The organism is Pseudomonas sp. Z3-6, from assembly GCF_051131985.1.
GTDB lineage: Bacteria > Pseudomonadota > Gammaproteobacteria > Pseudomonadales > Pseudomonadaceae > Aquipseudomonas > Aquipseudomonas zanjanensis.
This window is the reverse complement of sequence record NZ_CP071644.1, coordinates 5,789,055-5,810,878: the sequence shown is the minus strand read 5'-3', so window position 1 is coordinate 5,810,878 and position 21,824 is coordinate 5,789,055. Positions and strand designations below refer to the sequence as shown.

15 protein-coding genes are annotated in these 21,824 nt (G+C 57.0%); 6 read left to right on the top strand and 9 right to left on the bottom strand.

The features are described from left to right. Positions 1–73: 73 nt before the first annotated feature. The 4 genes from J3P88_RS25315 (at position 74) to J3P88_RS25300 (ending at position 8,799) form a co-directional block, all read left to right on the top strand. A complete protein-coding gene (locus tag J3P88_RS25315; RefSeq protein ID WP_434572252.1) occupies positions 74–1,738 on the top strand; it encodes a ShlB/FhaC/HecB family hemolysin secretion/activation protein in 1,665 nt (554 codons plus the stop codon). A gap of 1,475 nt (positions 1,739–3,213) precedes the next feature. After that, positions 3,214–4,050: a response regulator transcription factor gene (locus J3P88_RS25310; RefSeq protein WP_434572250.1), complete on the top strand. Its 837-nt coding sequence runs from the start codon at positions 3,214–3,216 to the stop codon at positions 4,048–4,050. Further along, complete coding sequence (locus J3P88_RS25305) at positions 4,050–6,446, top strand: 7TM-DISM domain-containing protein (protein ID WP_434572248.1); 2,397 nt, start codon at positions 4,050–4,052, stop codon at positions 6,444–6,446. Before J3P88_RS25310 ends, J3P88_RS25305 begins: the two co-directional genes overlap by 1 nt. Position 6,447: 1 nt before the next feature. Further along, entirely contained in the window at positions 6,448–8,799 is a 2,352-nt protein-coding gene (locus J3P88_RS25300; RefSeq protein ID WP_434572246.1) for a TonB-dependent receptor, read from the top strand. On the opposite strand, the gene J3P88_RS25295 is transcribed toward J3P88_RS25300, so the two are convergent. The 4 genes from J3P88_RS25295 to J3P88_RS25280 all read right to left on the bottom strand — a co-directional run bounded on the left by J3P88_RS25295 (position 8,783) and on the right by J3P88_RS25280 (position 12,885). Further along, entirely contained in the window at positions 8,783–9,868 is a 1,086-nt protein-coding gene (locus tag J3P88_RS25295) for a diguanylate cyclase domain-containing protein (protein WP_434572244.1), read from the bottom strand. The genes J3P88_RS25300 and J3P88_RS25295 overlap by 17 nt on opposite strands. 949 nt (positions 9,869–10,817) lie before the next feature. Further along, positions 10,818–11,099, bottom strand: coding sequence for a Rho-binding antiterminator (locus J3P88_RS25290; RefSeq protein WP_186705382.1), 282 nt, complete (start codon positions 11,097–11,099; stop codon positions 10,818–10,820). Between the two features lie 96 nt (positions 11,100–11,195). Then, on the bottom strand, positions 11,196–12,083 hold the full coding sequence (locus J3P88_RS25285) for a dihydrodipicolinate synthase family protein (RefSeq protein ID WP_434572242.1): 888 nt from the start codon (positions 12,081–12,083) through the stop codon (positions 11,196–11,198). 19 nt (positions 12,084–12,102) lie between these two features. Further along, positions 12,103–12,885, bottom strand: a complete 783-nt coding sequence (locus J3P88_RS25280; RefSeq protein WP_434572240.1) for an aldolase — start codon at positions 12,883–12,885, stop codon at positions 12,103–12,105. A 150-nt stretch (positions 12,886–13,035) separates the two neighbouring features. On the opposite strand from J3P88_RS25280, the gene J3P88_RS25275 reads away from it, so the two are divergent. Together J3P88_RS25275 and J3P88_RS25270 are read left to right on the top strand one after the other, a co-directional pair. After that, a complete protein-coding gene (locus tag J3P88_RS25275; protein WP_186705385.1) occupies positions 13,036–13,602 on the top strand; it encodes a helix-turn-helix domain-containing protein in 567 nt (188 codons plus the stop codon). A 508-nt stretch (positions 13,603–14,110) separates the two neighbouring features. Further along, complete coding sequence (locus J3P88_RS25270) at positions 14,111–14,470, top strand: DUF6124 family protein (protein ID WP_434572238.1); 360 nt, start codon at positions 14,111–14,113, stop codon at positions 14,468–14,470. Positions 14,471–14,642: 172 nt separating this feature from the next. On the opposite strand, the gene J3P88_RS25265 is transcribed toward J3P88_RS25270, so the two are convergent. From J3P88_RS25265 to J3P88_RS25245, 5 genes are all read right to left on the bottom strand, one after another. Then, on the bottom strand, positions 14,643–15,506 hold the full coding sequence (locus J3P88_RS25265) for a hypothetical protein (RefSeq protein WP_434572236.1): 864 nt from the start codon (positions 15,504–15,506) through the stop codon (positions 14,643–14,645). Positions 15,507–15,771: 265 nt separating this feature from the next. After that, positions 15,772–18,099: an AAA family ATPase gene (locus J3P88_RS25260; RefSeq protein ID WP_434572234.1), complete on the bottom strand. Its 2,328-nt coding sequence runs from the start codon at positions 18,097–18,099 to the stop codon at positions 15,772–15,774. Continuing rightward, a complete protein-coding gene (locus J3P88_RS25255) occupies positions 18,074–18,739 on the bottom strand; it encodes an ABC-three component system middle component 1 (protein WP_434572232.1) in 666 nt (221 codons plus the stop codon). Before J3P88_RS25255 ends, J3P88_RS25260 begins: the two co-directional genes overlap by 26 nt. Next, positions 18,717–19,955: an ABC-three component system protein gene (locus J3P88_RS25250; RefSeq protein WP_434572230.1), complete on the bottom strand. Its 1,239-nt coding sequence runs from the start codon at positions 19,953–19,955 to the stop codon at positions 18,717–18,719. The genes J3P88_RS25255 and J3P88_RS25250 overlap by 23 nt, the downstream gene beginning before the upstream one ends. Before the next feature lie 495 nt (positions 19,956–20,450). Then, a complete protein-coding gene (locus J3P88_RS25245) occupies positions 20,451–21,788 on the bottom strand; it encodes a hypothetical protein (protein WP_434572228.1) in 1,338 nt (445 codons plus the stop codon). Positions 21,789–21,824 lie beyond the last annotated feature (36 nt).

Here is a 21,824-nt window from a genome sequence, read left to right as displayed (position 1 = left end):
AAGGAGCCCCTTGGCCGCGTCCCCCGGACGCGGTCATGGGCTCAGGCAACCCGCATTCTTCGAGACTTATTCAATGCATAACAAACTGATGTCCTGCGCCGCTGGTCTGGCGTTGTTATCCACTTCCCAGGCCTGGGCCGCGACCTTGCCGACACGCCCGATCCCCGACGCCGGCCGGATCCTGCAGGAATTGCCGATTCCCCAGCAGGAGTTGCCGCAAAGCATTCGCCTGGATGTAGAAGCACCGCAACCGGCCCAGGAAAAAGTCGGCGGCGCCAAGGTCCAGCTCAACGCTGTCCGTTTCACCGACAACACCCGCATCGACGAAGCCAGCCTGCAACGCGTCGTCGCGCCAGCCGTGGGTAAGGCTCACGATCTGGACGAATTGCGGGAAATCGCCCGGCAGGTCACGCTTTACTACCGCGAGAACGGCTACCCGTTCGCACGCGCCTATTTGCCGGCCCAACGCATGGCCAATGGCGAGCTGACCATCGCCGTGATCGAAGGCCGTTATGGCAAAGTCACCGCCGTCAACGACGATGGGAAACTGGCCGAGCAGGCGCAGCCGTTCCTGGACGACTTGAAGCCGGGCGATGTGATCGAGCGTGACCGCTTGGAGCGCAGCATCTTGGTGCTTTCGGACTTGCCGGGCGTGGCGGTTCGTCCGGTCATCCGCCCGGGTGACGAGCTCGGTACGGGCGACCTCAATGCCCAAGTGAGCAAAACCAAGGCCTTCGAAGGCAAGGCCACGCTGGACAACCACGGCAACCGCTACTCGGGGCGCAATCGCCTGACGGTACAAGGTGACTGGAACAGCCCGATGATGCTCGGCGACAAGCTCAGCGCCGCCGTGATGGCCACCGATGAGGAGCTGTATTTCGGCAGCCTCGGCTACTCGATGCCATTGGGCACATCCGGCCTGCGTGGCAACGTCGGTTATGCCCAGAGCGCTTACGACCTGGGCGAGGAATTCGCCGACCTGGGGGCGACCGGTACCGCCGAGGTCAGCAGCATTGGCTTGAGTTATCCGCTCATTCGCAGCAACCAGGCGAACCTCATGTTGGCCGGGCAATACCAGCACAAAGAGCTTGAGGACAAATACGAAGTGCTGGGCCTGAGCTTTGAAAAAAGCAGCAACTCGCTGCCCATCAGCTTGCAATTCGACGTACGGGACACCTTGTTCGGCGGCGGCATCACCTACGGCGGCGCGACGCTGACCTACGGTGACCTTAAACTGGGCTCGGCCCTGCGCGAGGGCGACCGCCAGACCGCCCAGACCGAGGGCCAATTCAGCAAAGTGAACGTCGATCTCGCCCGCCTGCAAGCGCTGCCCGCCAACTTCACGCTGTTTGCCCGTGTCCTCGGGCAGTGGAGCCAGGACAACCTCGACTCTTCCGAAGACTTCAGCCTCGGTGGCATCGATGGCGTGCGGGCCTATCCTCAAAGCGAAGCCTCGGGCGACGAAGGCATGCTGACCCAGATCGAACTTCGCTACCCGATCGACAAGCTCACGCCTTACCTGTTCTGGGATGCCGGCAAGGTGCGCATCAACCACAACGAGTGGGCCGATGAGGAAAACACCCGCAGCATTTCTGGCGGCGGTGTGGGTTTGCGTGCCCAGTACGGCCAGATCTCGTTCGATGCAACGGTGGCGTGGCGTCACTCCGGCGGTGAAGCCCAGAGCGATACGCGTCAGGAAAACCCGCAGTTGCTCGCTCAGATTGGTTACCAGTTCTAACCGACTGCTGCTTATTCAAGGTACTCAACAACCCCGTGGCGAGGGAGCTTGCTCCCGCTGGGCTGCGCAGCAGCCCCCAAACCAGGCAGCTCGGTGTACCAGTAATATTGAGTGCGCTGCATTGGGGCCGCTTCGCAGCCCAGCGGGAGCAAGCTCCCTCGCCACGGTCATCAGCATCAACCGCATTGGTCACCCGCCTGGGTTTTTCCAGGCGCAGCCACCGCTTGTTCCCTATCCCCGCCACATACCCCACCCACCTGTGGCGAGGGAGCTTGCTCCCGCTGGGCTGCGCAGCAGCCCCCAAACCAGGCAGCTCGGTGTACCAGTCATATTGAGTGCGCTGCATTGGGGCCGCTTCGCAGCCCAGCGGGAGCAAGCTCCCTCGCCACGGTCATCAGCATCAACCGCATTGGTCACCCGCCTGGGTTTTTCCAGGCGCAGCCACCGCTTGTTCCCTATCCCCGCCACATACCCCACCCACCTGTGGCGAGGGAGCTTGCTCCCGCTGGGCTGCGCAGCAGCCCCCAAACCAGGCAGCTCGGTGTACCAGTCATATTGAGTGCGCTGCTATGGGGCCGCTTCGCAGCCCAGCGGGAGCAAGCTCCCTCGCCACGGTCATCAGCATCAACCGCATTGGTCACCCGCCTGGGTTTTTCCAGGCGCAGCCACCGCTTGTTCCCTATCCCCGCCACATACCCCACCCACCTGTGGCGAGGGAGCTTGCTCCCGCTGGGCTGCGCAGCAGCCCCCAAACCAGGCAGCTCGGTGTACCAGTCATATTGAGTGCGCTGCTATGGGGCCGCTTCGCAGCCCAGCGGGAGCAAGCTCCCTCGCCACGGTCATCAGCATCAACCGCATTGGTCACCCGCCTGGGTTTTTCCAGGCGCAGCTACCGCTTGTTCCCTATCCCCGCCACATGCTCCACCCACCTGTGGCGAGGGAGCTTGCTCCCGCTGGGCTGCGCAGCAGCCCCCAAACCAGGCAGCTCGGTGTACCAGTCATATTGAGTGCGCTGCTATGGGGCCGCTTCGCAGCCCAGCGGGAGCAAGCTCCCTCGCCACGGTCATCAGCATCAACCGCATTGGTCACCCGCCTGGGTTTTTCCAGGCGCAGCTACCGCTTGTTCCCTATCCCCGCCACATGCCCCACCCACCTGTGGCGAGGGAGCTTGCTCCCGCTGGGCTGCGCAGCGGCCCCCAACCCAGGCTACTCGGTGAGTCAGGAAGATTGGGTTCGCTGCTTTGGGGCGGCTTCGCCCCCCAGCGGGAGCAAGCTCCCTCGCCACGGTCATCAGCATCGTCCCGCATCAGTGGACCCCACGGTCGGCATGACCGTTTATCGCCCATCAAAAATTTGATAGCTTCAGTTCTCGCCTTACCTGCCGCTATATCGACTTGTTGCCGGCCCGATACGTGTTTCCTCGCCTGGCAATTTCGCGACAGTGACCTGGCTAAACACAACAAGAGACCTGGCGAATGGACAACGGACGATACGAAAGGCAGGCAGCGACGGCGGGGGGCGTGGCGGCGTCCGAGCTGTTGCCGCATATTCTGCTGATCGACGATGTGCCTGAAGACATCCGCGCCACGCTCATTCTCTTGAAGACCCAGCCCTGGCGCATTTCCCTGGCCAGCGACGCCTACCAGGGTTATCAACGGGCACTGGCCCTGCGCCCGGACCTCATCGTCCTGGACGTGCACATGCCGCAAATGGACGGCTTCAGCCTGTGTCGGCTACTGCGCGAGGCACCGGCCACCCGGCACACGCCGATCCTGTTCCTGTCCTCGGCCAACACCTCGTTAGAGCGATTGGAAGGGCTGACCGTGGGCGCGGTGGACTACATCCCCAAATCCTGCGCCCCCGAAGAAGTGCTGGCGCGCATCAAGATCCACCTGCAATTGACCTGGCGCGCGCCACCGGCCGTCCATGAAAGCCCCGCCGATCCGGAGCCGCAAGGCGATGAGATCGTGCTGCGCGCGGCGATGCGACTGATAGAAAACCAGCTGGACGACATGCCGTCCCTGGGCCTGCTCGCGCAAAAAGTCGGCACCCATGAAAAGCGCCTCACCGCGATTTTTCGCGAGCACCTGGGAATGACCGTGTTTGCCTACATTCGCGACGCCCGATTGCGGCGCGGCCAGGACTTGCTCTGCGAAAGCGCCATGAGCGTGCAGGACGTCGCCGAACTGGTGGGTTTTCGCAACGCCTGCAACTTCACCACCGCCTTCCGCCAGCGCATCGGCATGACGCCCAGCCAGTTTCGCCAGCAAGCCCTGGGCATTGCCGAAACCCAGTCGGCCGGACGCGCCTGATGCGCCTGATGCGGCTTCTACAGTTTCTACTCCTGACGATAACGTTGTTATCCACAGGCCTGGTGCATGCGGCGCCTGTGGATATCTGCCGCACCGACTCTCTGAGCCTGATGCCGGTGGCGCAGATTTTCGAGGACACCCAGGCACACCTGAGCCTGGAACAAATCGCCCAACGGCCTGACGTCGATTTCAAGGCCGCGACCCCAAGCTGGCCGACGCAGGGTTACAGCCGCTCTGCATTCTGGTTGAAATTACAACTGACCAACTCAAGCGCTGCGGCGTGTTCGCGCTTGCTGGTGGTCGGCGCGCCGCGCCTGGAAGACATCCGTGTCTACCAACCGGGGCGTGTCGCCCATGCCGGAGCCGCCTATCCCCTGGCCGAATGGCCGCAACCGGCGGCGCGTCAACCGGCGTTCCGGGTGTCGTTGGCGGCGGGGGAGAGCGCCACGGTATTCGTCCGGGTGGCGAGCAATTTCCAGATGTTGCTGGAGCCGGAACTGTGGTCCGAACCGGCGCTGCTGCGCAGTCAGCAACAGACCTACCTCAGCGACGGACTCACCCTCGGCATTGTCCTGCTGGTCGTGCCGTTCGGCTTTATCGTTGGCCGGATCCTCCGTTCCCGACTGCTGACGGTGAATGCCGGCGCAGTCCTGAGCTACATCCTGCTGACCTGCATCCTCAATGGCTACCTGATCTACTGGCCCAGCGCACTGGGCTGGACACGCGAGCTGCTGACGTTCACCAGTGCAACCTCGATCGTCCTGTTCCTGGCCTACATGCGCGTGCTGTTGCAGGTTTCCCAATTGCCCAAGATCATTGGCTGGAGCTACTGGGTGCCGCTGTTGGGCTGTGTCTTCGGCCGCCTCTGGTGGCTCAAGGTCGACCCGGTCCAGGGCGCGCTAATTGTCCAAATCTCGCTGATGAGTTTCTACGGTGCGCTGGTCCCCACCTTGTTTATGGCGTGGCGCAGGCGTCTGCCCTACAACTGGATGGCCTGGCTGGTGCCAGGGCTGTTGGTTGGGCAAATGCTGATGCGGTGGTTTTTTCCCCAGGAACAGTTGCCCTGGCAAGCGCCGGAAAGCAAAAACAGCTTATCGTCGGCCCTGCCGGGCGTGGTATTGCTGGTCTTCACATTGATCATGGAAGTCAGCCGCAGCCGCAACCGCGAAAAGCACGCCCTGTCGAGCCTCGAACAACAACGCCAGGCCGAACAGGAACGCCTGGAAAGCACCGTGGCGCTGCGCACCTCGCAGTTGCGCGAATCCCTCGCGGCCCGCAGTGCGTTGATGGCGCGGATCAGCCACGACCTGCGCTCGCCGCTGGTGCGCATCATCGACTATGCGCGCCTGCTCCATGCGGGGTCGAACCGCGACTATCAAGCCACCATCGAGCGCAACGCCCGCCAACAACTGGAACTGATCGACGAGATGCTCGAGTTTTCCCGTGGCGAACTGGAGCAAATGCAACTGACCCTCGCGCCTGCCTACCTGTACGGCTTCCTCCAGGAGGTCGCCGACGAGGCTGGCTTCCTCGCCGCGCGCCAGGGCAACAGCTTCAACGCGGTGCTGGCGCAGGACCTGCCGCCCCTGGTGGAGGCTGACTTCAAGCGGCTTCGGCAGGTGCTCATGAACCTGTTGGCGAACGCGGCAAAATTCACCCGCGACGGCCAGATCCGTTTCGAAGTGAGCTGTTCCCCGGGTACCGCCGCTGACACCGTGGAGCTGCGCTTCAGCGTGATCGACACCGGCATCGGCATCGACCCGCAAGAATTCGAACAACTGCTGCAACCGTTCCGCCGTGGCAGCAACGCGCAACGCTACGAAGGTAGCGGGCTGGGCCTGTCCATCGTCACGCAACTGCTGGAGCGCATGGACAGCCGTCTCGAACCCCAGGCCACCGGGCAGGGCAGCCACTTCAGTTTTCGCCTGCAACTCAAATGCGCCCAGGAACACGACCTGGAGAATGGCATCGTCGACAACAACTTCACGCCGCTCGATGGCCAGGGCAAACACGTACTGCTGGTGGACGACATCGAACAAAACACTGAGTGGCTCTACGACCTGCTGGCCGGCTACGGCTTCGACGTCAGCATCGCGGCGAACGGCAAAGACGCCTTGGCCTGCCTGGCTGATCAACCGGTCGACCTGCTGATCAGCGACCAGATGATGCCCGGCATGGACGGTTGGGAACTGCTGCGACACGTGCGCGACCATGGGCACGAGCTGCCCGTGATGCTGTATTCAGCGATCCCGCCACGCAGGCCGGAAGGTTACCCGCAAGGCCTGGCCTTCGACGCGGCACTGCTCAAGCCCGCCGACAGCCGCGAACTGCTGGCACGGATCAATACATTGGTTTGCCCGGACACGGAGCATCGCGAAATGGCCCGGGAGTTCTAGCATGCCGGGTCTGGGTTATCGGCTGCTCTTGCTCGGCGGCCTCTTCGCGTTGCCCTGGGCATCGGCCCATGCCGCGCAAGAGGCGCCTGGCGCCCTCACGCTCGACGAAACCACCGTCACCGCTCGCCGCCGCGAAGAAGACCCGCAAGACGTGCCGATCCCGATCAACGTCCTCTACGGCGATCAGCTGGACGAAGCCGGCCTGCATCGACTGCAAGACATCCAGCAACGGGTTCCGGGCCTGGTGGTCTCCGGTCACGACGCCCGTTACGCCGGCTTCGGCCTGCGCGGCTTCGGCGCCACCGCCTACAACGATGGCCTGGAAGGCAGCGTCGGCACCTACGTCGACGGTGTTTACCAGGCGCGCCAGGGCATGGCGTTCACCGAGTTGATGGACATCGAACGCATCGAAGTCCTGCGCGGGCCCCAAGGCACCTTGTTCGGCAAGAACACCACCGCCGGCGCGTTGAACATCATCACCAAACAACCAACGTTCCAGCCCGAAGCCAATCTCGAAGCGACTTACGGTGAGCGCGGTCTGCGGGAATATCGCGGGACGCTTTCCGGGCCGCTGCAAGACGACGTACTGGCCGGGCGACTCAACGTATTCGACGGCGCCAGCGAAGGCGCCGTTGAAAACCTGCAAGACGGCAGCCGCCTCGGCGATTCCGACAGCCAAGGCCTGCGCGGCCAATTGCTGTGGACGCCGAACAGCGACTTCAGCGCCCGCCTGATCGCCGACTACGCCGAGCAGAACGACGCCGGCAACGTCCTGTTGGTCAATCACTACAGCGAGCAAACCCGCAAACGCGCCAAATTCCTTGGCTATCCGCTGGCGGAGCCCGACCCTTACCAACGGGAAAACCGCATCGACGCGCCGGGGCGCCCGCGAACCCTGCAAAACGGTGTGTCGCTGGAATTGAATTGGGACTTGGACGAGGCGATGCGTTTCACCAGCATCACCGCCTACCGCGACTGGGACTACCGCGCCAGCCGCGACGGCGACAGCACCGCGCTGTCGGTGGCCCAATCCGAAACTGACCTGGGCCATCGGCAGTTCAGCCAGGAATGGCGCCTTTCCGGCAGCGCCGGCTCGTCCGTCGATTATGTCGCCGGGCTCTATTACTTGCGCCAACAACTCGACCGGCAGATCGACGCCGAATTTGGCCCGGACGCCGCGCCCTGGTTCGTCGGTGATCAACTGGAGGCACTGCAAAAAATATTCGGCGTCAGCCTCACCGATCCGAGGCAGGTGCCTTCGGTGCTGCTCGATGGCGCCCGGCAACGCTATGACGGCGAACAGAAGGGCGACAGCCGCGCCATTTTCGGCCAGCTCTCCTGGCGCCCAATCGACCCGTTGGAATTCACCGGTGGCCTGCGCTACAGCCAGGAACGCAAGGACGGCTGGGTCTCCCGCGACGTCAGCAACCTCGCTCCGCTGACGGGTTTGCCCCCGGTGTTCCAGGCCGGTGGGCAACTGCTCCGCGACATCGCCCTCGGCAGCGCTTATTACCGCGAAGACTCGATCAAAGAAGACAACGTCTCAGGCCTGCTCAGCGCCAGCTACCGCTTCACCGACGCGGTGATGGGCTACGTCAGTTGGTCGCGAGGCTACAAGGCCGGCGGCATCAACTTCGACGTGATCGGCCCGTTCACCGAACCCACCTTCGAGCCGGAGCGCGCCACGTCCCTGGAAGTGGGCATGAAGACACGGCTCTGGGATCAACGCGCCTTGCTCAACCTCGCCGTCTACCAGACCGACGTCGACGATTACCAAGCGCTCACCTACAGCCCGCCCACCTCGCTGTTCGCGCCCCCCCTGCGGGACAACCTGATCAACGTCGGCAAAGTCCGCCTGCGCGGCATCGAACTCGATTCCGCCTGGCAACTCACCCCCCGACTCACCGGCCGCCTGGGCGTGGCCTGGAGTGACGCGCGCTACCGCAGCTTCCCCAACGCCCCGTGCCCGCCGGCCTCGGGCCAATGGACCTGCGACCTCAGCGGCGAGCGCCTCTACAACGCCCCGGAATGGAACCTCAGCAGCGGCCTCGACCACACCCAGCCGCTGCCCTACGGCCTGGAAGCTTTCAGCGGCATCGACTACAGCTTCCGCACCGGCTACTACGGCACCCTTGAAGGCGGCGAAGGCAGCTATCAACCCAGCTACGGCCTCACCAACCTGCGCCTGGGCCTGCGCAGCCAGGACCGTTCGTGGGAAGTGGAAGGCTGGGTGCGCAACGTCTTCGACCGCCAGTACATCACCGCCGTCTACTCATTGCTCGGCGCCGGCGACTACGGCGTCATGACCGGCAGCGAACGCACCCTCGGCACCACCGTCAGGCTTCGCTATTGAGCGAAATAAACCGGGTCGGACAAAACGCCAAGCGATTGCCGCCGGCCTTCTTCGACAGATACATCGCCTGATCCGCCTTACTGATCAGCCCATCGATCTCCTGTCCATGCTCAGGGTAAAACGCCACCCCAATACTCGCGGCGATCTCCACCGTCTGCGCGCCAATCAAAATCGGTGCATTCGCCGCCGCCAGCATCCGCTTGAGCAACGGCTCGCTGTCCTCCTCGGCATGCAAACCCACCAGCCCAGCGACAAACTCATCACCCCCAAGGCGCGCCAACGTATCGCCGTCCCGCAACGTCGCATTGATCCGCGCCGCGACAATCTGCAACACCCGATCCCCCCAGTCATGCCCATAACTGTCGTTCAACGCCTTGAACCCATCCAGGTCGATAAACGCAATCGCCATCTTCTGCTGATGAATCCGCGCCTTGCCCAACGCCTGCCGCATCCGCTCGGCCAACAACAACCGATTGGGCAATTGCGTGAGCGCGTCATACCGCGCATCCCGCTCCAGCAACTGCAGACGCTGCTTCATCTGCGTCATGTCGCCGAGCAGCGCTACGTAGTGCTGAACATTGCCGTGCCGGTCGTGCACCGCGCTGATGCTGATCCGCGACGTCATCTCCCGGCCGTCCTTGTGGTTGCTTTGGATCTCGCCGGACCAATGGCCGTGGAAATCCAGGGCGTTTTTCATGGGGGCGTAAAAGGCGGTGAGGCGACGGACCATGCGGTGGGAATTCAACTCGCGGCCCTGCACCTCTTCCTGGCTGTAACCGGTGAGGCGGGAGAAGGCTTCGTTCACGGCGATGACCCGACCGTAGGGGTCGACGAGGATGATGCCCTCGCGGGCGTGGCTGAATACGGTGGTGGCCAGCTCTGGGCAGAGGGTGCTGATGCGGTTGTCCAGTGTGGCTTCGTCACGGGTGGCGGGCCATAGGTTGGAATCGAAGCCTTGCTGGGCCAGATAGGCGGTCAGGGACGAGAGGGATTTGTGCAGGCGGGTCAGGGCATTCGTGGCGAGCCTGGCGTTGAGGCAATAGCTGCGAATGAAGGTGCGTAGGTTCATGGGAGGTACACGGGGGCTCGGTTGCAGCGCTTGGGGTTTCTGAAGCGGGGATTATCGAGGCGGGGAACTGGAGGGGCGTTTGCTGGAGAGGATGTGGGCTTTGCGGGAAGGGATGGAGTGGAAAGAATTTTTGAGGGGTTTATAGCCAAACAGAATTAATGACTGCGTGCTTGTGGCTGGTTGTTATTAATTACTGTCATTTCCTACTGGTGCGCGAGAATTTTCGAGGGCCGTATGCTGAAGGCGATATCGCGAGATTTCGCTCGAAACGTGTCGCGCTATCACGGTGCTTGATTTCGTGAGGTGCGATATGGAATTCGTAGAAAACTACAAAGGCTGCGTGATCAACAAAAGCCCGGTGGGCGGCCGATGGGATTTGGGTGGGGCCTCGTTATGATTACAGCGTCTTTTTTCCAGATGGAACGGTCTGCGCGCTGACGTATGACAGCGCAGAGGGAGCGAGAGCCGAGGTCGATAAACTGGCTGATGGGTTTGTGCGTGCGCCTAGGAAATTTGAGTGGGCGTTTTTTCTTGAGTTCTTGGGCGTGCGAAAAGGGGGGGTTGTTCGGAGAAGGTGATGGATGAGTCTGTCAGTCATTGAACTACCACTCATTCAGGAACGACGATGAGCCCGTGGCGAGGGAGCTTGCTCCCGCTTGACCGGGCTGGCGCTCCAGTGCGAAGCGCTCACAAAACGGCCGCCACGCAGCCCAGCGGGAAAAAGTTCAGCATTGGGGACCGTTAGGGCCGGCTGATTGGGACTGCTGCGCAGCCCAGCGGGAGCAAGCTCCCTCGCCACGGGATAACCGGATGTCCAATGAATCCAGGCACAACGCGCCCCCTGTGGGAGCGAGCCTGCTCGCGAATAGCGGCGCGTCAGTCAACGAGTATTCAAGCCGACCCAACCTCACGGGACGAAAACCCGCCCCGCGCGACTCAAGGACCCATCTCAATGGCCTGCCTGGTCACCGGCCATCAACACAACCCGCCCAAACCTCGCGTTCTTATCCAGCGGCGTAATCGCCAATAAACGATCAAGACGAATCTCCTGACGACCGTCCGCCGTTTCGATTTCGAGAAACTCTTCCCGCGTGGAAGCGGTCCGCGTAGTAATCGCCCGAGCCGTCACGCGTTGGCCGTCAGTCAGTTCGATGTCCAGCGTATAGCCGCACAGGCAGGCAATCTCCAGGTAGTCGTGCAGGTCACAGTGCAGCGGTTTATAGGTGTCCATCTCACGCCTCGCCGTTTTGCAGTTTGAGAATGAAGTGAAGCGACCGACAGGTTGACGTTTTGAGTCGCCACCCGCCGGGTCGCAGGGCAGGGCGAATCAGAGCAGTTGCTTCAGCATCGCTTGCAACCGGTCATTCCCCGACTCGTCGAGCGGAAACACCGGCAAGCGCGGGTCGCCGACTTCCAGGCCGAGGGTGCGCAGACCAGCCTTGATGGTAGCGGGCAAGCCGCCCTTGAGGATGAAATCCAGCAGCGGCAATTGACGATAGAACAGCGCCCGGGCTTTGCTCAGGTCGTTGGCCAACACGGCCGCGTACAGGTCGAGATTGAGTTGCGGAATGAGGTTCGGCGCGGCAGTGCACCAGCCCTTGGCACCGGCCGCGAAGGCTTCCAGCGCCAGTGGGTTGCAGCCGTTGTAGAACGGCACCTGGCCTTCGCCCAGCAGTTGCAGCTTGTGCATGCGCTGAATGTCGCCGGTGCTTTCCTTGACCATGGTGACGTTATCCACGGCGTTGAAAATTCGCAGGATCAAGTCCACGGACATGTCGATGCCGCTGGTGGCCGGGTTGTTGTAAAGCATGATCGGCACATCGATGCTGGCGCCGATGGTCTGGTAGTGCCTGAGGATTTCCGCCTCGCTCAGTTTCCAATAGGAAGCCGGCAAGACCATGACCACATCGGCGCCGTGATCCTGGGCGAAACGCGCGCGGCGCACCGCTTTGGCGGTGGTCAAGTCAGACACGCTGAGCACGGTCGGCACCCGGCCGGCAACGCGGGCGATGCTGAATTCGCTGACCTGATCCCACTCCGCGTCGCTCAGGTAGGCGCCTTCGCCGGTGCTGCCCAAGGGCGCGATGGCATGCACGCCGCTGTCGATCAGGCGGTCGATGGACCGGCCCAATGCGTCCAGGTCCAAGCCTTGGCCGTCGGCGGAGAAGGGCGTGATGGTGTAACCGATGATGCCGTGGATGTTGGGGGTAGACATGGCGTCGCTCCTATTGGGTTCAGTTCAGGCAATCGGCGTGTTGGCGCAGGTTCTGCCGGGCGTAGTAGTTGAAGGCGGCCGCGTGACGCTTGGGACGGGCGATCCAGTCGTGAGCTTCGCGGCCCAGGTGCGGCAGGATCGGCTTCACCTCGCCGGCGGCCATGGCGAGCAATTGCAGCTTCGCGGCGCGCTCGATCAATTGGGCGATGTTGCAGGCTTCTTCCACGGTCTCGCCGGTGGACAATTGACCGTGATGGGAAAGCAGAATCGCTCGCTTGTCACCCAGGGCGCCGGCGATCAACTCGCCTTCCTCGTTGCCCACGGGCACGCCCGGCCAGCCTTCCAGGAACGCGCAGTCTTCGTACAACGGGCAGAGATCCATGTGGGAAATCTGCAGCGGCACTTCCAGCATCGACAGCGCGGCGATGTGGGTTGGGTGGGAGTGGATGATGCAATTCACATCCGGCCGGGCGCGGTAGACCCAGGTGTGAAACCGGTTGGCCGGGTTGGGGATGCCGTGTCCCTCCAGAACCTCAAGGTCTTCGTTGATCAACAGCAGGTTGCCGGCGGTGATCTCGTCAAACCCCAGGCCCAGTAGCTGGGTGTAGTAGGTGCCAGGTTGCGGCCCGCGCGCAGTAATCTGCCCGGCGAGGCCGGAGTCGTGACCATTCTCGAACAAGATGCGACAGGTCAGGGCCAGCTTTTGTCGCACAGTCCACGTATTATCCGGCAGTGATTTCTGCATCTGGTTTACAGCATGCTCGACCAATTGGTCCTTGGGCGTCGCCAGTGTCTTGCTCATGTCAGTTCTCCTGATTCGTTCTTTGACCGTTCTTGATCCGCGTCATGGAAGCTGTGGGATGGAGGTGCTAATGACACTAAATAGACTATATGACACAAAGTGTCATTTGCAATCGCAGATTGTCCGTTTCCCTGGAAATGTGGGTTACCTATGTCCATTCGCTTGAAATTGCTCAGAAAAAAACTCGGTGTGACGCTGGACGTCCTGGCTGAAAAAACCGGGATGACCAAGAGCTACCTCTCCAAGGTGGAACGGGGTCTGAGCACGCCCTCCATCGCCACGGCGCTCAAGCTGTCCAAGGCGTTGAACGTGAAAGTCGAGGAGTTGTTCTCCGAGGAAAACGTCTCGCTCGACAGCTACAGCCTGGTGCGCTGTGAAGACCGCCAATCCCTGGCGGCGAACCCTGGCAGCGCTGAATACGCCGTGCTGGCTCACCAGGTTTCCGAGCGAACCTTGCTGCCCTTCATCCTCTACCCCCCGGCCGAATTCGCCGCGCACCATGCGTTCAAGGAACACACGGGCGAGGAGTTCCTGTTCGTTCACGAAGGCCAGGTGGAAGTGGACTTCATGAACGAGCGCGTCGTGTTGAATCGCGGCGATGCGTTGCATTTCAACGCGCAAAAACCCCATCGCCTGCGCTCTGTGGGTGATGTTCAGGCGCAGTTGCTGGTGGTGGTGCACAGCGCTGAATCAGCAGAGAAGGGCGAAGACGCCTAGCACCACGTTGCTCGCTGGGTAATCACCAAACCCCGTGGCGAGGGAGCTTGCTCCCGCTGGGCTGCGCAGCAGCCCCCTCCCATGAGCGCCTTGCCACAGATCTTTCGACAGCCTCAATTGAACGGCATCGGACACCTGCTCGGACCAGTCGAGTGACGTCCTGTCAGTAAAGACCGACAGACACCAGCGACAAGGCCCGCCAAGCCACAGCGCCTTGCGCCTTTGCCTACAACTACGCCAGAATCCGCCGGCTTGTGCGCCTGGGGCTGCGTCGGTAGTTTGGGATCTGTCACTGCTCATCAGTGATCGGGTTTAGCAGCTCGCCGAGTTAAGTCGCACGACGCATCGTCAGTCAGGAATCCCCATCCCTGCGCTCGATGGTGGCTGTGCGCAGGGCGTCCTCGGACGCGCCGATTTCTTAACTCGTCGGTCTGCTAACCTGCGTACAGCTGCCTCCCAATTCGTTTAGCAGCGAACGGGTCGTGGCCTCAACCAGAGAGTTAAGACCATGGTCAAAATTACACCGAATCCTCCAGTTACAGATGAACCCACATCCCGTGCGCAGTCTGCACGCAACAAGAAACTCGACGAGGCAGCCACTCGCGCCTTGGATTACTACCTGAAACCCAAGCCTAAGGGCGAAACGTCTGACAAGACAGACTCCATTTTGCAGATTGATCCGAGCGTGGATTCTGAGTGTTTGCTGGCGAATCTGAGTGAGAACCTGGCTTCGGCGAATGCGATGATTAGTGATCTGGCGTTTGACCTGGATGGGTCGCGAAGGCGGGTTGCGTTGGGGATTTTGCAAGTGATTGAGGTGAGTGAGCTGTTGGCGAATCGGGCGTTGGATATTGTTGAGGTGAGGTAGCGCGGCAGGGCTAAGCTCTGACACTGGATTGAAAAAAGGTCTTGCTTGGCAAGACCTTTTTTTGTGTCCGAGGGGGCCAGAAAGATCTATATAAACGGGTTTATAGCTGATTTATCACGTAGGAATACAGACTTCTATAGCCTGCTGAAAGGACGAATCCATGTGAGGTTCTTTACGTTGGTATTCCACTGAAAAAGTCTAAATCCTCGGTCTTTTGTTCGGTTGGCGCCGGCAGGTAGGGCACTTCTGGTTTTATGACCGATGTTCCTACGATGTACCGGATCAATGCTTGGAGCGTTTGGGCTGCTCCTGGAGCATCTGCCAAGCTGCTAGTCATTGCGGCAACGATCATGAGAGAACCGATGATGTTTTGCCACTTTGGTGCCTTCGACTGCGCTTCGGCTTTTATTTCTGCTAAGTGTTCATTGATTAAGACTCTCGTTTCGTAATTTAGTGAGCGTGAGTTTTCAATCAGTTGTGATGCATTGTCTATCATTTCGATAACAACGCTTTCTTTTAGTCGCGAAGGCTTAAATATTTCGTTGTCAAGTGTCGCTCGGTGATGAACTATTTCTTCAGCTATTTTAAGTGTAGAGATTAATTTGTCACAGTTAACGATGGTTCGCTCAATTGAAATACTTTCCTCGCCGAATAGGCGTGTTGCAGCAGGGGAGAAGAGACGAACGTACGTGAATGATCTTGCGAACCCTTTGAGAAATGATGTTGGTGTAGGGGGGCGAGACATCTGCAGTTTTAAATTGATTAATGAGATTTGCTCAATTAATAGTGCGTCCTTTTCTAAGTGCTCTAGCGTAAGATGCGTTTCTCTGTCGATGTGCGCAATATTTCTTTTGATGGAAGTGAATTTCTCTGGGAATTCGTCCATCACCGCTATGGCATTTTCAAACGATTCAAGCTTTCTAGTAATAAATAAGCCCGTCAAAGCAATGTCAGCTTCCATCGATGCCATGTCAATCAGAAATTTTCTAATCAGTCTTGTGCTGTTACCCAGGCTGTAGATATCTAACCAGTCCATGTTCTTACCTTCGTCTCGTTGGATTGTTATTCGATATAAAAATTCTCAACACATAGCACAAGCTCGTGAACGTGAAACGGAAGCAGAAGCTACCCGCGTAATGTACCTATGTCTATGGTAGGCCGCTCGCGAATGCGGCGGGGCCCCTTTAGAAACCTTAGTCTTACGGGGGCGGAAACCCGCAGCATTTCGTTAGCGGCAGGTCACCCAGCTACCCAATAGGAGGATAGCCACCCGACCCTACTAGGTCGTTTCGACCATCATCTTAGGACGCCTCTTTAGCCAAGTGCTGCATGTTCAGGGAGCGGGTACTCAATCCTGCCTTGGTAAAGCGGTATCGCATGTACGATGAAATGTCTTCCTCGTGTGACGATACTATAAGCTGACGATGCTTCAATTCGCAGCGAAGCAGGTCGGTGAGCGACGCTACGTTCACTTCGTCTAAAGACTGAGCGGGGTCATCAATGAGGATCAGCGGGACATCTGCGTACACTTTGTTTAGGGAGAGGAAGAACGCCAGACTAAGTGCTGACACCTGCCCCGAACTCATGGAGAGTACGGCATCATGATCAGACTTTTCAGCGGTCAGAAACCGCAGTTGCTTACCTTCGCGACTCTCGATGAATAAGCCTAATCCGCGCTGATAGTTCTGTATGAGTCGCCCGCTGTAGATATGGAAGATCAACTCAATCTCTGAAATGGTGTGGTCAGAGTACGAGCGCTCTACCCGCTCCAGAGTGTCACGTAGTCTCTTGACCTTCTGGCTTACACGCGTTGCTGCTTCATTCTCCCGTTGAATTTTTTGCAGAGATCCAAGGGATTTTTGCAACTTAGTGTTTCGTGCTTCATTGGCCTTAATAGAAATGTATTGGATCTTGGTGGCTAGGTCATGCTGCTCGAGAATATAGAAGTCTTCAATGGCCTTGAAGGTCGTACCAATGGTTTGCCGCCAGTCCTCGGGTAGTGTCTCAGTCTCAAGGCTCTTCTTTGTGCGGATCGAAGTAATGAGCTCTAGCAGGCGTTCTTCCACGATCTCTGCATTCACTGAGAACAGGTAATTGATCGGTGTGCCTGTAGTTTTAAGTCGTTCGGCCAGCTGTTGAATGCTTGTTAAGCGAACTCTTGCGCGTTCTAGGGCGGTGTGTAGGGCCTCGTTGTAGTCATTCGACAGTGTTATTTCCCTAGACTGTATGTATACAGCTATCGGCACCAGTTCCTCGGTCATGCGAGTAGTCAGATCGACGAGCGCCTTCCCATCAGCGCCCAGCGTGCTGACGATCTGTTGAGATCTACCCTGGATCGCATCCAGCATGGCCTGGTGCTTCTGCCAGTCGGCACCGCACAATGGGCAGTTCGGGTCGTCAGGGTGGATCTTCGCGTGTTCCTCAAGTAACTGGATCTTCAGGCGAGCCAGTTCAGCCACGATGGTGGCATTTGTTTGATTCTGTTGGGAAAGACTGTTGCGAGTCGTAATTTGCTCTTCAAACCATTTCTGGCGGTCAGGTTCCCAACTGGGCAGGGCCTGAACCTCTGCGAGGGTGATGGCAGTCGTACCGCGCTGGATAGCGGCTTTAGCTTTCGCGAGCAGATCTAGCTCTTTCTTTACGTTCTCTAAAGTGTCCAGGTTGTTGAGGTCATTGCCAAACTGAGCGACGCTGCGCAGAGACTCCATGTTTTGCTCAACATAGGTGTCAATGCGATCATTCTGAAATCTTATTTGCACAGCGCTTTTAAGGAGCAGGAGCTCCTGAAGTCGACGTGTGGAGTCTAGATATTGATCCAATATTTCGGATGAGTAAGTTGGGAAGAGATCCTCTTTGTCCCAACCGGCCTGCTGATCTGCGGTTGAAAGTTTTTTGTACTCCACACTGCCAAGCTCAGCTTGAGCCATGGCTCGAAGCGATTCACCCTCGGCAATCAATTCACTTTCTTTAGTTTTTCGATCAGTATCGCTGAGAAACTTTGTGAGTCGGCGTTGAATAGCCTTGCAGTTCTCAATTTCAGTCAGAATGTCTGTGGTGTTAAAAAGATTACCTAAGGCATCTTTTCTACTCTCTACCTTCGAAAAGAGCAGTGGGTTTTGCCCCTGTTCTAAGTAGTTCAAAAACGAAAAATTTTCTCGAAAGTTTTCGCCGAAGAGTTCGTCGATATATTCATTTTTACGTAAATTATCTAGCGCGTAATCGGTCGACGGGAACTCCGGTAGCTCATAAAGAAGAAACTGTGAAAAACTATCGGCGCGATTTAACGCTTTCTGCTTCAAAGACTTAGAGGTTGCATATCTTGCCAGTGTAATTGTGCGTTCTTGGTTAACGAATTCGATCTTGATTGTCAGGTCTTTTTCACCAGAGCGGATGTTCCAGAACAGGTTGTCATCATAATTTACCTGTTTTTTGCTCATCAGCGTGGTAAAAAGATTGTCGATCCTTTTAATCTGTCCCGTGAGCAGCAGCTCGATGGCGTCAAAGATGCTGGTCTTTCCAAATCCATTAGGGCCATCTAGAGTGAGCAGCGATGAATTGTCGAGGTTTAGCAAAACATTTTTGAATGCTTTGAAGTTAGAGACTTCAATTCTGGATATTTGCCAATTCATCACTAATCATTTCCTTGATCAAGTCGTCGACGTTAGCACTGGAGAAGCGCAGTATGCTCTCATAAGTTTTGGTAAGGCCCTCCTCGCTTACGGCCTCTTCTGTTTGTAGTCGCAAGGGAACAAGATCTCTCTTGATGAAGGGTAGTTCAAGGAAAGGTAGCTTGATAAATATTTTCGCAGCAGCGCTGTATTGCGTTGCCGTTAGCGGTTTCATTTTGTATTCATTGAATAGTTCTTTGTTTGTGATGGTGGTATGGATATTTTCATAGGTTTGGTCTTGTAAAACTTTCTCTTCTGCGTCGCTGTAGTAGAGAACATATTTTTTGAAATGGTAAGGGTCTTCTTCTATGGCAAATATTTCCTCTTCGTGTATTTTGAATTCTGAAAGTTGTTTAAGGTGATGAATGCATATCAGGTCGCAATTTTTTTTGTAGGAAGGATCGTTTTTGAAATTGTCGGGAGTCGATTGAATGATGGCTGAATTTAGTTCTTTCGGCGTAGAAAGCTCGTCCAATCTGTGAAGTATCGCAAACCGGACTGCATCGCCAATCTCTCTCTTATAATATCGCGTTACATCTGTTTCCAGTTCTTTTACAAACTGATGCGCGATTAGGGCTTCATCGATGAGTGCAATGATCATTTAGTCGAGCCTCGGCTTCTTCCTTGGTTAAGATGCTTATACATAGTTTTTTTATAATATGGCTGTCGGCTTGCTCTTGTGTATCTTGTCCGGAAAACTCTGAGCTGACGGTATACTTGGTTTCAATCATGAAGGACTCTTTAGCCCTGTAAGCTATGAGATTGTTGTACTCGAATAGCAGCTCGAGCAGGTCGTCATTGCTGCTCATTTCGCTGCGAATATCTGAAGCGCAATAGCTGTTTTCCTCAATTTCTGGCAGGTCGAGAGCTGTAGGGATATAAAATTTATGATTTTTGCATAAGTAATGGGGGAGTCTGATGAGTATCGGCTCTATACCCAACTCCTGGATCAGTCCTGTATATTTTCTGATGTCCGCCCTTTGAATAAGAGTAAATCGCTCTGACGGTTTCATGAGCTGGCACAAACACTTCAGTTCGTTGGCTTGAGTCACCCGGATATGTTCGTATAAATTCCGAGCTCTCTCATACCCGGCATCTGTCATACCTGGCAATGATTGTTCCAGTCTATCTTCAAGATGCGCGTGAAGCCTGCTCTTAAGATCTACAGCATAGTAGTCCGCGTCGTTATAAGGGTTGTTGTTGATAATGTCATCAAAAATATTTTGGCCCATAATCCTATTTGAGTATGCAGCTCTTCTTTCAGTATCTCCGTCCATCTGGATCATTTTATGAATTTCGATTGCCTTTGAGCTGATCTTTTCTGATAGCAAACAGTAGTTTAGATTTAAAAGTTTTTCGCTTAAATTAATCGCTTTAATTTTGCATATTTTTGCGATAAGTGACTTTGTGAGTTCCTCGATACTCCCTAGGCTGCAATGCTTGTCGTCACCATAAGGATAAAATTTTACAACTTCACCGCTGTCACCCTTGTAGTCACTCGTATTTGAAATCGCGATAGATATATGGAAATATCGAATGGTTCCTTTGACTCTGTCTAGCTCTATTATTGTTGACTTTTCTAACGCTTCACTATAATTTGAGCGATACTTTCCTATCTTTGCTTTGACTTGGTGAGCGCTGACTAAGATTCCACTTTTGTATATTGCAAAGTCGTCGGTACTATCTAGCTGTAGCTCAAAATCAACATCGCCTTCATGTATTAACTTAAGGCAGTGGTATAGGGCTATTTTCCCTTGGTATACAAAGCCGCTCCAAGAAGAAACGGCACTGTGTGGATATTGTTCTTCTTCGCTCACGTTGACTCCATCCATAGGTGATGAATCTTTTCATAAGTGGCCCAACGATATCATGAGAAGAGCATCTCTGATCCGTGCCTTTGGTCGGACTGGGCAGGACTTGAGATTGTTGAGGAATTATGAATGGGCTTAGCCGTCGGCCAATATTTCGGTAGAACCAGCACCCGCTCTTGTCAGATTCAACTTTGAATCCTCGGATTTCGGCTTCGTGTCCCGCACTGGTGGCTGCGGGGCACCCACGCTGAGTGCTCATCACTTCGATTGACCATGTAACCGGCTGCGAGCATTGGGTGAACTATAGGCCCGTTTTTGGCTGATTGCGGCCTGTCGCCAAGGACCGCATTCGACTCAAAGCAGGCTGTCAGCAATGACAAACAGTGAAAAAGGGGGCGGATTTATTTTCTTTGGCTGTCCGTCTTCTTTGTCTCCCAGATTACCTCTGGCACAAAACGTCCAGCCCCAGTGTACCTACCGATAGAAGCTAGTCCCGCCGTGCTATCCCCGTTTAAGCAGCTTCGATACCCGGAGAGCTGCGAACCACGTTAATTGGCCGATACCGACCAGCATGCGCTTCAGCACCCGAACACACTGCCCCAGCCTCTGCCGCGCAACCCTCAGAACCCGACGCCTATCAGCCCCAGGCCGCGCATCAATCAAGCATAGCTTGGTAGTCGCCAAGGCCACCTTCGCTCCGACCGCCACAGCAACAGCAAGAAAATACAGCCAACGGTGATTCTTCGCTTTGTCATGCTCGCCGACCAGCGCCATCTGCTGCTTCAAGGAGGGCTTGACACCTGCAAGCCAGGGAACGATGCATTCGCTGGCCAAGGCTACGGTGTGACTGCTGATATTGTTATCCACAAGGCCGGGTGGGCCATCAGGATTGTTCAAGCAAAAGCCACGGGGGACGTACTCGCAGGTGCTGGAGAGTGGCGATGAGCGCGACATGCCATTGGAAAAGTGCTTCACGGGGCACAACCGTAGGTTGTAGTCGTTGATCTCTTTGCGGATGGCGATCACATCCTCGTCGCTTATGGTTCTTCTCGTCGCGGCGTAGAAGCCTTTGGAGTCGTTCGGTGCGAAATCCATGAAGTAGCTGGCTTCACCTTCCTTGATGTGGGTAAAGGTCCATTGTGAGTCGCTGCTCCACTGGCACGATTTCAGGCTATCCAGGCCATTCGCCCTGCAGTAATCATCGTAGCGCTTGATCTGGCTCAGCAGGAACGCGCTGGCTTCCTGGATGCTCGCTGTCGCCTCCTTCAGCATTGCGGTGTCTTCATTGGCGCCGTTGTCCGCCACGAAGAACACCGCGGCGACCAATGCCAGTGGAAACCAAAAGTGATCGTATATCTGACGGAAGCGTTCGGTCAGGTTGAGGTTGTCATAGATAAGCACCATGACGGCCCATCCGGTGATGGCGCAAAGCATCAACAAGGGGATCAGCCCGATCTCGCTGCCCAGTTTCCCAACGCCATTGATGGCGTAACGGATGGGCAGGTAATTGATGTTGGGGAAAAGGCCCAGGCAGTTCAACACTCCCGGTAGGAGCAAGAGCGCAAAGAAGATGAGCACGCCTCTCTTCTTGCCCACCGTGTAGGCGGCTGCTGCCAGCAAGGGGATCAGCAGCAGCGACAGCATCATCAGACAGCCAAGCGTGTTCACCATCGCTTCATCGGGCGACCAGTAGGTTCCGATGATTTGCCCGGCGTCGTTACGCCCGGTGAAGGTCGATGAGACGACGCCAAGCCCCTCCAGGATCTGGTTCAGGTTGTAGGCCGCGCCGTGGAGAAACTTTAGGTAAGGGTAGAAGAAAGTTCCTATGGAAATTGACATCACTCTGAGTCCTTCAATGTTGTAGACATTCCTTGG

Excerpts from the sequence above, each read along its gene's own strand:
- J3P88_RS25310 (WP_434572250.1), top strand. The coding sequence starts at position 3,214 with ATGGACAACGGACGATACGAAAGGCAGGCAGCGACGGCGGGGGGCGTG.
- J3P88_RS25245 (WP_434572228.1), bottom strand. The coding sequence starts at position 21,788 with ATGTCAATTTCCATAGGAACTTTCTTCTACCCTTACCTAAAGTTTCTC.
- J3P88_RS25295 (WP_434572244.1), bottom strand. The coding sequence starts at position 9,868 with ATGAACCTACGCACCTTCATTCGCAGCTATTGCCTCAACGCCAGGCTC.
- J3P88_RS25270 (WP_434572238.1), top strand. The coding sequence starts at position 14,111 with ATGGTCAAAATTACACCGAATCCTCCAGTTACAGATGAACCCACATCC.
- J3P88_RS25285 (WP_434572242.1), bottom strand. The coding sequence starts at position 12,083 with ATGTCTACCCCCAACATCCACGGCATCATCGGTTACACCATCACGCCC.
- J3P88_RS25290 (WP_186705382.1), bottom strand. The coding sequence starts at position 11,099 with ATGGACACCTATAAACCGCTGCACTGTGACCTGCACGACTACCTGGAG.
- J3P88_RS25255 (WP_434572232.1), bottom strand. The coding sequence starts at position 18,739 with ATGATCATTGCACTCATCGATGAAGCCCTAATCGCGCATCAGTTTGTA.
- J3P88_RS25280 (WP_434572240.1), bottom strand. The coding sequence starts at position 12,885 with ATGAGCAAGACACTGGCGACGCCCAAGGACCAATTGGTCGAGCATGCT.
- J3P88_RS25265 (WP_434572236.1), bottom strand. The coding sequence starts at position 15,506 with ATGGACTGGTTAGATATCTACAGCCTGGGTAACAGCACAAGACTGATT.
- J3P88_RS25300 (WP_434572246.1), top strand. The coding sequence starts at position 6,448 with ATGCCGGGTCTGGGTTATCGGCTGCTCTTGCTCGGCGGCCTCTTCGCG.
- J3P88_RS25315 (WP_434572252.1), top strand. The coding sequence starts at position 74 with ATGCATAACAAACTGATGTCCTGCGCCGCTGGTCTGGCGTTGTTATCC.
- J3P88_RS25305 (WP_434572248.1), top strand. The coding sequence starts at position 4,050 with ATGCGCCTGATGCGGCTTCTACAGTTTCTACTCCTGACGATAACGTTG.
- J3P88_RS25275 (WP_186705385.1), top strand. The coding sequence starts at position 13,036 with ATGTCCATTCGCTTGAAATTGCTCAGAAAAAAACTCGGTGTGACGCTG.
- J3P88_RS25260 (WP_434572234.1), bottom strand. The coding sequence starts at position 18,099 with ATGAATTGGCAAATATCCAGAATTGAAGTCTCTAACTTCAAAGCATTC.